Origin of the sequence: Thalassobaculum sp., assembly GCF_040219215.1 — a bacterium.
Lineage (GTDB): Bacteria > Pseudomonadota > Alphaproteobacteria > Thalassobaculales > Thalassobaculaceae > Thalassobaculum_A.
In genome coordinates this window covers 76,531-88,946 of record NZ_JAVJSX010000044.1, presented here as the reverse complement: position 1 = coordinate 88,946, position 12,416 = coordinate 76,531, and the positions used below count along the sequence as shown (strand labels likewise).

Genomic DNA, 12,416 nt, shown 5'->3' with positions numbered 1-12,416 from the left:
CGCTACAGGAGCCTCGCCATGATTCCCGAGATGAGCCCGAAAGCCGCCGACCTCGAGGCCCGCATCCGGGCCTTCATGGACGAGCACGTCTACGCCGCCGAGGCGGTTTACCACGAGCAGTTGGATACATCCGACAACCGCTGGCGGGTTCCGCCGATCATGAACGAGCTGAAGGCCAAGGCGAAGGCCCTGGGCCTGTGGAACATGTTCCTGCCTGAGTCCGATCGCGGCGCCGGGCTCAGCAACCGCGACTACGCGCCGCTGTGCGAAGTGATGGGCCGGTCGCCGATCGGGCCGGAAGTGTTCAACTGCTCGGCCCCCGATACCGGCAACATGGAGGTGCTCGAGCGCTACGGCACCGAGGAGCACAAAAAGCAGTGGCTGGAACCGCTGCTGGCCGGCGAGATCCGCTCCTGCTTCGCCATGACCGAGCCGAAGGTCGCATCCTCCGACGCCACCAACATCGAATCCAGCATCCGCCGCGACGGCGACTTCTATGTGATCAACGGCCATAAATGGTGGACCTCCGGCGCGCTGGACGAGCGCTGCAAGATCTCGATCTTCATGGGCAAGACCGACCCGAATGCCGAGAAGCACAAGCAGCAGTCGATGATCCTGGTGCCGCTCGACACTCCCGGGGTCACCATCAAGCGGGCGCTGACCGTGTTCGGCTACGACCACGCCCCGCACGGCCACGCCGAGGTCACCTTCGAGAATGTGCGGGTGCCGGCCTCCAACATGCTGCTGGGCGAAGGCCGCGGCTTTGAGATTGCCCAGGGACGCCTCGGACCGGGACGCATCCATCACTGCATGCGGGCGATCGGCCAAGCGGAGCGGGCTTTGGAAATGATGAAGTCGCGGGCCCGCTCACGGGTGGCCTTCGGCAAGCCGCTGTCCGAGCAGGGCGCGCTGCGCCACACCATTGCCGAATGCCGGATCTCGATCGACCAGGCGCGGCTGATGGTGCTGTACGCCGCCCACAAGATGGACACGGTCGGCAACAAGGCCGCCCGCAAGGAGATCGCCATGATCAAGGTACTGGCCCCGCGCATGGCCTGCGACGTGATCGACAAGGCGATCCAGGTGCACGGCGGCGGCGGCGTCAGTCAGGCGTTCTCGCTGGCCTATGCCTACGGCAGCAGCCGCACCCTGCGCCTGGCCGACGGGCCGGACGAAGTGCACCTGGAGTCGATCGCCAAGGCGGAACTGCGCAAGAACGACTGAGCGACGGTCGCCGCACGCAATTCGGGCGGCGGGGCTCGACGGCCGGCGCGCATCGCTTTAGCGTTGCCGGACCGTCACCGACTGCCCTGCCCGGACCATGACCTCAGACATCGTCAATGCCTTCGTTCCCGGCACCGCCGCGCGCGCCAAAGGCACGCCCGGCGGTCCGCTTGCCGGGCTGAGTTTCGCCGCCAAGGACCTGTTCGATGTCGCAGGGCATCGCACCGGCGCCGGCAGCCCGGACTGGGGGCGTTCCGACCCGGTGATGCCCGACCGTCACGCCTGGGCCGTGCAGACCCTGCTTGATGCCGGTGCCGATCTGGTCGGCAAGACCGTCACCGACGAGGTGTCGCTGGGCATTCTCGGCGAGAGCGCGTTCGACGGCACGCCATTGAACAGCAGGGCACCGGACCGGGTGCCGGGCGGCTCGTCCTCCGGCTCGGCGGCGGCGGTCGCTGCCGGGTTGTGCGACACCGCCATCGGCACCGACACCGGCGGATCGGTGCGGGTCCCCGCCAGTTTCTGTGGGCTGTATGGAATCCGGCCGACCCATGGCCGCCTGCCGCTCGACGGCATGATGCCGCAGGCACCGTCCAGCGACACCACCGGCTGGTTCGCCCGCGACGCGGCGACCTTCGCCCGGGTCACCGCGACCATGCTCGGCGAGCCGATCCCGCGCGACCTGCCGAGCCGGCTGGTGATCGCGGTCGACGCCTTCGGCTTCGCCGACCCGGAGACGGCCTTGGCCCTGCTCCCGCTGCTCGACCGGCTGTCCGCCCTGATCGGCGACACCCGCGAGGACCTGCTGGCACCGCCTGGCCTGTCGGTGTGGGGCCGCGCCCAGCGTACCCTGCAACCGGCGGAGGCCTATGCCACGTTCAAGGACTGGCTCGACCGCGACAACCCGCGGATGGCGTTCAACGTGGCGCGCGGGCTGGTCATGGGTTCGATGATTTCGGAATCCGATCTCGGTTGGGCACGGCTGATGCGCCAGGAAGCGCGGGCTCGCCTCACCCACCTCCTCCCGCCCGGTACCATCCTGGCCATGCCGACCACGCCCTTCCCGGCGCCGCTGAAGGGCCTGCCGCTGTCGCAGCAGAACCCGATCCGCGAGCGGATCCTGTGCCTGGCCGCCCATGGCGGGCTGGCCGGGTTTCCGCAGGTCAGCATCCCCGGGGCGGAGGTGGACGGCCTGCCGGTCGGCCTGTCCATCCTGGCCGCCCGCGGCGCCGACGCCCAGCTCGTTGCCATCGCCCAAGCCCTTGAGGACAAGACATGACAGACCCGAGTTCCGACGACCTGACACCGAACCTCCCCGAGGTCGTGGAGGAAATCCGCGTGCTGTTCGAGCGGTACGAGAAGGCGCTGGTCGAGAAGGACGTCGACGTGCTGGACGCGACGTTCTGGAACTCGCCCTACACGATCCGCTACGCCATGAACGAGATGGGCTACGGCTTCGAGGCGATCCACCAGCACCGGGTCAACCGCAAGCCCGGCACCCGGCACAAGGGTGAGCGTCGGCGGGTGGAAATCCTGACACTCGGCCATCGGTTCGCGACCGTGAACTACGAGTATCACGTCCGCGACAGCGACCTGATCGGCCGGCAGAGCCAGACCTGGGTAAACTTCCCCGAAATCGGTTGGAAAGTCGTCGCCGCCCACGTCTCCACCACCAACGGCCAGCCGGTCTGGTAGGCTCCGGTCGGGCATGGAGGCATCCATGTCGAACTATTTCGACAGCCCGTTCATGGGCAAACTGCTGTCCGAGCAGGTGACCAACCCGAACATCATCGTCGGACGGTACAGCTACTATTCCGGCTACTATCATGGCCACTCATTCGACGACTGCGCCCGCTACCTGTCGGCGGACGCCGCCGCCGACAAGCTGATCGTCGGCAGCTTCTGCTCGATCGCCAGCGGCGCCAGCTTCATGATGGCCGGCAACCAGGGTCACCGGAACGACTGGGTGTCGACCTTCCCGTTCTTCTACATGAAGGAGGAACCGGCGTTCGCCGAGGCTCTGGACGCCTACCAGCCGGCCGGCGACACGGTGATCGGAAACGACGTCTGGATCGGCTCCGAGGCGATGTTCATGCCCGGCATCCGGGTCGGGCACGGGGCGATGATCGGCAGCCGGGCGCTGGTGACCCGGGATGTCGAGCCCTACACCATCGTCGGTGGCAGCCCGGCCAAGCCGATCCGCAAGCGCTTCGCCGACGATGCGATCGCGATGCTGCTGGAGATGGCGTGGTGGGACTGGCCGCTGGAGCGCATCCGGGATGCCATGCCGCTGCTGTGTGGCGGCGACATCCCGGCCCTGCATCGCTACTGGCAGGAAGCGGTCCGCCAAGCCTGACGAACCGTTTGCGGTCAGTACAGGATCGACGGCAGGTAGGCGCCCTCCGGCTCCCGGTAGGACCCGCGGGTCATCAACGTCATCATCTGGACCACCCGCAAGCCATTCTCCAGGCACCAGTGCAGCAGGTCGCTGTCGCGCATCGGTACCAGGAAACCCGGCCCGGCGTACGACGGTGCAGCCGCGATCAGCGCCCGGATATCGGCGTCGCCGTTCGCCACCGCGTGCCCGAAGAAGCCGATGCCGGTGGTGTAACCGGTGATCGCCCCTCGCCGCTCAACCACCATGGCCGTCCCCTGGCGAACTGAGGCCGCCAGTTCACCGGCACGGTGATGACCGTGAACCCGCACGCACAGGTGATTGGCTTCCGGCAGATCCGCCTCCGTCGCGGACCGGACCCGGCGCCCGTCGACGACCAGCCTCGGCGGCGTTCCCTGCAGCAGGGCCAGCGGTTCGCGAACCGCAAAGCCGAGCTTGGCGTACAGCGACAGCGACCGGGTGTGGTAGGCCGCCTGCACCAATCGCACCGCGTCGATGCCGCGAACCTGCGCGCGATCCAGCACCGCAGTCATCAGCCGGCGGCCGACGGCGCTGTTCTGAGTCTGCGGATCGACGGTGATGGGGCCCACGCCGGCAGCATAGTCCGCCTCCCACAGGAAGTTGCTGCCGACAACCCGGCCATCGACCTCGGCCACCACGCCATAGACATCGGGCCGCGACAGCGCGTGTTCGGCAAAGCCGAGCGCAGCCTCCATGTTCGGAAAGTCCGGCGGGAAGCGGTGCCACTCGGCGATCACCTTGAAGGCCTCGTAGCAGATCGCGGCGATCCGCCCGGCATCCTCCGGACGCGTCGGTCGTACGGTCACTGCTGATGGAGCCATCGCATCGCCGGCAACCGGCGACAACTGCAACTGAATGTTCATCGAACCTACTCCGGCATCGCGACTGTGAGATACGGCGTGGTCGGCTTCTCCGACGCGCCGGTGTTCGCCGGGACCTGATGGCGGATCGCCGGAAGGCTCTTCAGGTAGGACGCCAGAGCCCCCGCGTCCGAGTCGGTCAGTCGGCTGTAACTGTGATACGGCATCACCGGAACGAGCACTCGACCGTCCGGGCGAACGCCGGTGCGGACGGCGTTGACGATATCCCGTTCGCTCCAGGAGCCCAGCCCGGTGTCGTGGTCCGGGGTCAGATTCGCCGGATAGACGATCCCAAGCTCAGGGATCTGGAAACCGACCGTCGACCCGGCCAGAAAACGCTGCGGGTCGGGTTGGCCAAGCAGCGCGCCGGTGGTGTGGCAACCGGTGCAGTCCATGATGGTGGCGAGGTACTCGCCCCGCTCCACCCGTGGTGACGGCTTGGTCGCTGCGACAACGGCGACGCTGCCCAGGAGACCGGCGGCCAGCATGGCCCCGGCGACAATCGAAACACGCATTGCAATCAGCCTCTGCCGTTCGCGTTCTGACGAGCGGCGGCTTCTACACCTACTTTTTTTCCGATGCCGTTTCCGGAGTTTGCCGGTATTTTCCGACAACCTTTCCGGCAGGATCTCCGTGTTGCCCGACGCCCCTAACACGATGGACGACAGGAAGCGGATAGCCACGGCGCTCAAGGACCATCTGGCCCGTGAACGGATGTCGCGCGAGCAGTTCGCCTTCAAAACCAAGCTCGGCAAATCCACCGTCGACAAGCTGCTGACCGGCCTGTTCTCGGATCGGACACTGGCGATTGTCGAGGGCCACACCAAGCTATCGCTTCGATTGCCGCCCGACCCGCCACCGGAGCCGGTCGCTCAGCCGGTCGGCAAGCCGTCGATCGCGGTGCTGCCGTTCACCAACATGAGCGGCGATCCCGAGCAGGACTACCTGTCGGACGGCATCACCGAGGACATGATCACCGCACTGGCGCGCCTGCGCTGGTTGTTCGTCATCGCCCGACATTCCAGCTTCGTCTACAAGGACCGCGCAGTGGACATCCGGCAGGTCGCTCGTGAACTGGGGGTCCGCTACATCCTGGAGGGCAGCGTCCGGACCTCGGGACGCCGGATCCGCATCACCGGGCAGCTGATCGACGCCGAGACCGGCAGCCACATCTGGGCCGAGAAGTACGACCGCGATTCGAAGGACATCTTTGCCGTCCAGGACGACATCACCGAGCATGTCGTGGCGGCCGTCGAACCGCATCTGTACGCCGAGGAAGGTTTCCGGGCATCGGGCACGCAACCGGACAGCATCGATGCGTGGGGCCTGGTCGCCCGTGCGCTGATGCTGCTCAACAAGGTCGAGCACACCCAGAACGAGCAAGCGCGCGGCCTGCTGTTTCGGGCGATCGAACTTGAGCCGGGCTATGCAAGGGCGCATGCGCTGCTGGCCTGGGCGGCCTGGTGGGCGGCGCTGTGCTACTGGATCGCGGACACCCGGCAGGGCTATCGGACGGCAGCGGCGCACGCCCAGGATGCCCTGTCCTACGATCCGTCCGACCCGTGGGCCCGCATGGTGTCAGGTCTGTGTTTCAGCACCGCCGGGCAGCACGACCGGGCGCTCGGTGAGTTGCGGGCCGCCCTTGGTCTCAACCCGAGCTTCGGCCTCGGACGAATGGCGCTCGGCTGGGGATTGTTGCGCGCCGGATCATTTGATGATGCGGTCGAGGAGACCGGCCGCGCACTTCGCATGAGCCCGGTGAACAGCTTCGCCGGCTTCTACACCTCGATCCATGGCCTCGCCCTGCTGGGAGGCCGGAGATTCGAGGAAGCGCTGCCTTTCCTGCGCGCTTCGGTGGCCGCATTCGCCGAGTATTCCGGCCACTACAACACCTTGATCAGTTGCTGTGGCCACTTGGGTTTGCTGGACGAAGCCAAGGAGTTCATCGCCATCCGCAACCGGATCGGCCCACCACTGACCCTCGGTGTATTACGTCAAAACCTCGGCCGGTTCGCGCACTGCGACGTGTTCGTGGACGGGCTGCGGAAGGCCGGGGTGCCGGAGTAGACCGGTGGAGCGTCAGATCAGCCGCATCCGCCGCATGATCCAGACTTCGATGCCGATCAGGACACCCAGGATCGCCACCAGGCCAACGAACGCCCACGGTGCCTCCGAGCCTGGAATGCCACCGACGTTGACGCCCAGAAGACCGGTGATGAAGCCGATCGGCATGAAGATCGTCGCCACGATCGACAGCCAGTACATGTTGCGGTTCATCCGCTCGGCCACCTTGATGGCGATGCCGTCCTCGACGATCGCAGCACGCGACCGCAGCGCGTCCAGGTCCTCGACCAGCCGCGTCACGCGGTCGATGGTCTCCTGGAAATCCAGCGGATCCAGATCGGCGAGGCGCGCGCCGGCACTGCGGCGGAACTCGATCAGGGCATCGCGTTGCGGGAACAGGTAGCGGTGCAGGACCAACGCCCGGCGACGCACTTCGCTCAACTGGCCCCGGTTGACGTCGCTGCTGTCGCCCAGCGACGCCACTTCCATTTCGTCGAGGGTTTCCTCCATCTCGTCGATCTCGGGCGCCATTCGCGCCGTCAGCCGCTCGACGATCCGCAGCACCAGATCGGATACGGTGCGCGGCCCTTCGCCCCGTTCCAGCGCCTCGCGCAGGTCGGTGACCGCCATGATCCGATAGCGCCGCAGCGACAGCACGCGCTCGGCGGTCACCCACAGGCGGACGGCAATGGTCTCTTCGTGCTCGGCAGCCGGATCGAAGTTGATCCCGCGCAGGATCAACAACACGCCGTCGGGCCGCACAACGCAGCGCGGCCGGGTATCTTCTTCCAGCAACGCGCGAGCGACCGCCTGCGGGACATCACCATCCTCGGCGATCCAGCGCTGCACTTCCGGATCGGAGCGGTCGAGGTGCAGCCACAACGGCCCGCCGTCGAGGCGCTCGGCGGTCTGGACCGGCTTCGCGCCGCCCTCTCCGTCGAGGCCGAGAGCAAAGACCAACCCATTGCGCGGCAGTTCAGCAGCCATGCCCGCAGTGTCGGTGATTCGCGACACCGGCGGTAGTCCAAGGATCGGCGGTTACCTCATCCGGTCAGCGGATCGAATCCCCACGAGAACAGCGGCCGCCCGCCGTCCTTGCCGATGACCACCACCTCCTCCAGCCATGACCGTTCATGCTCGCCGCCGGGGTAGAGCAGGTGAAACGGCACGACCATGCCCTCCTCCAACGCCCAGTCCGTGTTCGGCCGGCCGTCGGCAGTCGCCTGCTCGATGTCCATGTGCGACAGGCCGAGTCCGTGGAAGAACACGACGGCCGCCTCCGGATCGGGCGCTCCCGCCTTGCGATAGATCGAGCGCGCCCGCGCCTGCAGTTCGGAAACCCGGACGCCCGGACGCATGGCGTCGAGCAGGTCGGCGCCGACCGCGGCCGTGGCATCGGCGAACTTTCGCGCCTTGCCGTCGGGCTCGCCTCCGACCACCCAGGTCTTGCCTCCGTCCCAGCAGTACATGTCGATGGTGCCGTGGCAGTCGAACATCACGTGGGTGCCGGGGGTGACTTCGTCGGTCTCAAGTCCGGTCTGCAGCATCAGCGTCGCATCGGCACCGCGGGGATGCCCCCACACCATGCCGCCGGGGTCATGGACGAAGCCGCCCAGGTCGGTCACTGCCATCGCATAGGCGTGGTTCAGGTCCCGCCATGTCGCCCCCGGCTGCCATGCCGTGACAGTCCGCCCGATCGCCGCCTCGTTCAGCCGCGTGGCCCGCTCCAGTAGCGCAATCTCGGTCTCGGTCTTGACCGACCGGGCGAACATCAGCGGGTTGTAGCCGTCCATCACCTCGACGTCGTCGAGCCCGAGCCGCAGACCGAAGCCAACGTCGTCGAACGCGACCCGCCCCTGTTCCAGGCCGAGATCGGCCACCGCCTGCTTCAAGGATGCCGCCATGCTGAAGCTGTAGCGCAGGCGTGCCCGCTCGACCCAGGCAACCCCCTTGCCGGACTCCGGAATGAAACGGTCGACATCCGCCCGCTTGGCCGGCAGGTCCAACGGCATCATCACCGCCCGGAACGGCCGGATATCCTCGATCCAGGTTGGCTGGCCCAGGAAGCTCGCCAGATAATAGTCGGCGACCACCAGGACCGGGCGGTCCGGCGCGTGACGGGACAGCAGGACAGCGTAGGGTCTCGGCTCATCTGCTTTGTGAGCTATTGGATTGAATCCACTGAGATAAAATACGTTGTACGGAACCGTTGCCACGATCCCGTCAATCCCGCGCGCCTCCAGCGCATGCCACAGACGGTCGAGATTGCAGAATTGCTTGGGCAATGGAACTCGGGCGAAGTCGTGGGGATCGGCCATGGCCGGGTCTCCTGGAGAGCAACTGGAAGCGGACGGGAACGCCGTCGGGACGCACAAACCGTGGCATCGTTCCGGCAGTTGGATCAATTGCCCGCTCGATCAGGTCACTATCGCCTGAAACGCACTGCCGGCATCCGCCTGTTGTACCGTCGGCGCCCACGCGCTATCGATTGCAGGCATCCTGCACCGCAGCAAACCGCAGCATGAGGCAGCATGGCTATCCACGTCGCGCTTACGCACGAAACCAGCTACCTCTACGAACGGCCGATCGCGCTCGGACCGCAGGTGATCCGGCTGCGCCCGGCACCGCATTCCCGCACCCGGATCCTCAGCTACAGCCTGAAGATCGAGCCCGAACAGCATTTCCTGAACTGGCTGCAGGATCCGCAGGGCAACTACCTGGCCCGGGTGGTGGTGCCCGAGAAGACCGACCGCTTCCGCGTAACGGTCGATCTCGTCGCCGACATGGCGACCATCAACCCGTTCGACTTCTTCGTCGAGCCCGACGCCGAGCGCTATCCCTTTGAATACGCGCCGGAACTGAAGCACGATCTCACTCCCTACCTGAAGGCTGACCCAGCCGGACCGCTGTTGAAGGCGTGGCTCGCCGAGGTTTCGCGAGGCGACGCACAGATCGTCGATTTCCTGGTCGGGCTGAACCAGCGCCTGCAGGGCATGATCGGCTACATCGTGCGGATGGAGCCGGGTATCCAGTCCACCGAGGAGACGCTTGGCAGCGCCAAGGGGTCGTGCCGCGACACCGGCTGGCTGCTGGTGCAGATCCTGCGCCATCTCGGCCTCGCCGCCCGGTTTGCGTCCGGCTACCTGATCCAGTTGAAACCGGACGTGAAGGCGCTCGACGGCCCGTCCGGCACCGAGGTCGACTTCACCGACCTGCACGCCTGGGCCGAAGTCTATATCCCGGGCGCTGGATGGGTCGGCCTGGATCCGACCTCGGGCCTGCTGTGCGGCGAAGGTCATGTACCGGTAGCCTGCACGCCCGATCCGCGTTCGGCCGCCCCGATCGAAGGCATGATGGAACCGGCCAAGGTCGAGTTCTCGCACCGCATGTCGATCACCCGGGTACTGGAAACGCCTCGGGTCACCAAGCCGTACGACGCAGGGCAATGGCAGGCCATCAACCGGCTGGGTCGGCAGGTCGATGCCGACCTGGAGGCCGGCGACGTTCGGCTGACCATGGGCGGCGAGCCGACCTTCATCTCGATCGACGATTTGGACGGAGCCGAGTGGAATACCGCCGCCGTCGGCCCCACCAAGCGTAAGCTTGCCGATACCCTGATCCGTCGGCTGCGCGACCGCTTTGCCCCGGACGGCCTGCTGCACTACGGCCAGGGCAAGTGGTACCCGGGAGAGAGCCTGCCGCGCTGGTCGTTCGCACTGTACTGGCGCGGCGACGGGCTGCCACTGTGGCGAACCAATGAACTGATCGCCCATGAAGGCAAGGACTACAAGCCAACCGCCGCCCAGGCCGAGGCGCTGACCCACGCGATTGCCCGGCGCCTGGACGTCGACGAAAACGCCGTGCTTTGGGCGTATGAGGACCCAATCCGGTTTGTCGACCGGGAAAGCAAGCTGCCGGACAACGTCGACCCGCTCGACTCCAAGCTCGACGACCCGGAAGAGCGAGCGCGCCTGGTGCGGGTGTTCGACCGCGGCCTTGGGCAGCCGGTCGGCACGGTGCTGCCGATCCAGGCCCAGCAATCCCGGGATGGCGGACGGCGCTGGCTGACCGAGGTCTGGACGTCCCGGCGCGGCCGCATCCTGTTGGCACCGGGAGACTCTCCGGTCGGCCTGCGCCTGCCGCTCGGTACACTGCCTTACGTCTCGCCGGCGCAGTACCCGTACTTCAATCCGGCCGATCCGTTCGAGGAGGTCGGCGCGTTGCCGCAACCGCGCCCCGAGCAGGCGTCGCTTGCCAAGCGGCCAGACGAGGCCGACGTTCGCCAGGAGACCCAGCCGCAGGAACTGCCTGGCGGCGATTCCGACCGGGCGGTCCGCACCGCGCTGGCGGTTGAGCCACGCGACGGCCGCCTGTGCGTGTTCCTGCCACCGACCCGCTCGGTCGACGACTACGTCGATCTGCTTGGTGCGGTCGAGGGTGCCGCCATCGAACTCGGCACGCCGGTACACGTGGAGGGATACACCCCACCGAACGACGCCCGAATGAACGTCATCAAGGTGACCCCAGATCCCGGCGTGATCGAGGTGAACATTCACCCGGCCCACAACTGGGACGAGCAGGTTGCCATTACCGAGGCCGTCTACGAGGAAGCCCGGCTGACCCGCCTCGGCACCGAGAAGTTCCTGGTCGACGGCAAGGCGGTCGGCTCGGGCGGTGGCAACCATGTCGTCATCGGCGCGGCCCGGCCGGCCGACAGCCCGTTCCTGCGCCGGCCCGACCTGCTGCGCAGCCTGGTTGCCTACTGGCAGAATCATCCGTCGCTCAGCTACCTGTTCTCCGGCCTGTTCATCGGCCCGACCAGCCAGGCGCCGCGGATCGACGAAGCCCGCCACGACCAGCTCTACGAAATGGAGATCGCCTTCCGGCAGGTTCCGGACCCGAGCGACGGCAAGATCGCGCCGTGGCTGGTCGACCGGATCTTCCGCAACCTGCTGATCGATGTCACCGGCAATACCCACCGCACCGAGATCTGCATCGACAAGCTGTACTCGCCGGACGGACCGACCGGACGGCTCGGGCTGGTGGAGTTCCGCGGTTTCGAGATGCCGCCGCACCCGCACATGAGCCTCGCCCAGGCATTGGTTCTTCGCGCCCTGATCGCCTGGTTCTGGAAGACTCCGTACAAGGGTCGCCTGAAACGCTGGGGCACCGCGCTGCACGACCGGTTCATGCTGCCGCATTTCGTCTGGCAGGATTTCGAGGACGTACTGGAGGATCTGCGCGGTGCCGGCTACCCGATGCAGCCGGACTGGTACCGCCCGCATCTGGAATTCCGGTTCCCCACCATGGGCCGTGTCGGCTGGCGGGACCTGACGCTGGAGATCCAGACGGCCCTGGAGCCGTGGCATGTCATGGGAGAGGAAGGCGCGATCGGCGGCACGGTCCGCTACGTCGACTCCTCACTGGAACGATTGCAGGCCCGGGTCACCGGCTTCGATGCGTCCCGCTACCGCGTCACCTGCAACGGCTACGATCTGCCGCTGACCGGCACCGGACGGATCGGCGAAGCAGTGGCCGGCGTACGATTCCGAGCCTGGCACCCGTCCTCGGCACTGCATCCGAGCATCGGCGTGCACGCACCACTGACCTTCGATGTCATCGACGACTGGACCGGCCGCGCGGTTGCGGGATGCGTCTACCATGTCGGCCACCCCGGCGGGCGGGCGCACGAGACATCGCCGATCAATTCCTTCGAGGCCGAGGGCCGGCGACTCGCGCGGTTCGAAACCATCGGGCACACGCCGGGCCGAACGTCATCGGGTCGACAAGTGGTTGATAACCCGGAGTTTCCGCATACGTTGGACCTTCGTCTGACGTAAGCGACCGCTGCA

General features: G+C 66.8%; 10 protein-coding genes. 6 read left to right on the top strand and 4 right to left on the bottom strand.

Annotated features, from left to right (window positions below; genetic code table 11):
* Positions 1-18 precede the first annotated feature (18 nt).
* The 4 genes from RIC54_RS25625 to catB all read left to right on the top strand — a co-directional run bounded on the left by RIC54_RS25625 (position 19) and on the right by catB (position 3,580).
* Positions 19-1,224 carry an acyl-CoA dehydrogenase family protein gene (locus tag RIC54_RS25625; protein ID WP_350093895.1) on the top strand — a complete coding sequence of 402 codons (1,206 nt, stop codon included), beginning with the start codon at positions 19-21 and terminating at the stop codon, positions 1,222-1,224.
* A gap of 97 nt (positions 1,225-1,321) precedes the next feature.
* On the top strand, positions 1,322-2,503 hold the full coding sequence (locus RIC54_RS25620; RefSeq protein ID WP_350093892.1) for an amidase: 1,182 nt from the start codon (positions 1,322-1,324) through the stop codon (positions 2,501-2,503).
* Positions 2,500-2,919: an AtzH-like domain-containing protein gene (locus RIC54_RS25615; RefSeq protein WP_350093889.1), complete on the top strand. Its 420-nt coding sequence runs from the start codon at positions 2,500-2,502 to the stop codon at positions 2,917-2,919. The genes RIC54_RS25620 and RIC54_RS25615 overlap by 4 nt, the downstream gene beginning before the upstream one ends.
* 25 nt (positions 2,920-2,944) lie before the next feature.
* Entirely contained in the window at positions 2,945-3,580 is a 636-nt protein-coding gene (gene catB / locus RIC54_RS25610; protein ID WP_350093886.1) for a type B chloramphenicol O-acetyltransferase, read from the top strand.
* 14 nt (positions 3,581-3,594) lie between these two features.
* Here catB and RIC54_RS25605 read toward each other — a convergent pair whose 3' ends face one another.
* Together RIC54_RS25605 and RIC54_RS25600 are read right to left on the bottom strand one after the other, a co-directional pair.
* The gene (locus RIC54_RS25605; RefSeq protein WP_350093883.1) at positions 3,595-4,503 is read right to left on the bottom strand and encodes a GNAT family N-acetyltransferase; all 909 of its coding nucleotides are present in this window, start codon (positions 4,501-4,503) and stop codon (positions 3,595-3,597) included.
* 5 nt (positions 4,504-4,508) lie between these two features.
* Positions 4,509-5,015, bottom strand: a complete 507-nt coding sequence (locus RIC54_RS25600; protein WP_350093880.1) for a c-type cytochrome — start codon at positions 5,013-5,015, stop codon at positions 4,509-4,511.
* Positions 5,016-5,136: 121 nt separating this feature from the next.
* On the opposite strand from RIC54_RS25600, the gene RIC54_RS25595 reads away from it, so the two are divergent.
* The gene (locus tag RIC54_RS25595; protein WP_350093877.1) at positions 5,137-6,567 is read left to right on the top strand and encodes a tetratricopeptide repeat protein; all 1,431 of its coding nucleotides are present in this window, start codon (positions 5,137-5,139) and stop codon (positions 6,565-6,567) included.
* Between the two features lie 12 nt (positions 6,568-6,579).
* On the opposite strand, the gene RIC54_RS25590 is transcribed toward RIC54_RS25595, so the two are convergent.
* Together RIC54_RS25590 and RIC54_RS25585 are read right to left on the bottom strand one after the other, a co-directional pair.
* A complete protein-coding gene (locus RIC54_RS25590) occupies positions 6,580-7,578 on the bottom strand; it encodes a zinc transporter ZntB (RefSeq protein ID WP_350093874.1) in 999 nt (332 codons plus the stop codon).
* A gap of 29 nt (positions 7,579-7,607) precedes the next feature.
* Positions 7,608-8,882, bottom strand: a complete 1,275-nt coding sequence (locus RIC54_RS25585; protein WP_350093871.1) for a M24 family metallopeptidase — start codon at positions 8,880-8,882, stop codon at positions 7,608-7,610.
* A gap of 213 nt (positions 8,883-9,095) precedes the next feature.
* On the opposite strand from RIC54_RS25585, the gene RIC54_RS25580 reads away from it, so the two are divergent.
* Positions 9,096-12,404, top strand: a complete 3,309-nt coding sequence (locus RIC54_RS25580; protein WP_350093868.1) for a transglutaminase family protein — start codon at positions 9,096-9,098, stop codon at positions 12,402-12,404.
* The last annotated feature ends 12 nt before the right edge of the window (positions 12,405-12,416 follow it).